At 67.1% G+C, this 604-nt stretch carries 1 pseudogene; it reads left to right on the forward strand.

Annotated elements, in window-relative coordinates:
• Positions 1-451: 451 nt before the first annotated feature.
• Positions 452-604: pseudogene (locus JCM19049_RS21690) on the forward strand (AAA family ATPase); the annotation flags it as partial.

Genomic DNA, 604 nt, shown 5'->3' on the forward strand with positions numbered 1-604 from the left:
CCCGTCGGAACGCCGCACCGCCACCACCGCGCTGCCGGTGGTCAAACCCGAACTGCGCACCGTCGAGCCGCACAACAAGGACGAGCCGGGCATCCCGATGGTGGCCCGCGACGATCCGCGCCCCTGACATCCGTCCGTGCCCGCACGATGGCGGCGACCGACCCCAGATCTCACTAATCCCCGTCCGGTGTCCAGTGGGCTTGGGCCCACGCCGCGGCGGGGGATAGTGGGAGCCAGGTGCAGGACCGGCCACCTCCCACCGGTGAACGCCGACAGCGGACCAGGGGTCACACGGCCAGCAGGCTGACCCCACCCCGCGGGCCACCACCGGGGTCTGCGCGCCGGGTTCGAACACGATGTTCGAACAAGAGGATTCGAATATGTGTACGATGGTGACGGTAATCTAACGCAAGAACATGAACGCATCAGCTCAATCGATCGGGAGTGCGCGATGATTCAGGAAATTTCGATCTCCAACCTCGGTGTCATCACCCAGGCCACCCTGCCGCTGGTCCGGGCCTGACCGTGGTCACCGGCGAGACCGGTGCGGGCAAGACCATGGTGATCACCGCGCTCTCCCTGCTGCTGGGCCGCCGTGCCGACG

Source organism: Arthrobacter sp. JCM 19049 (assembly GCF_001310435.1).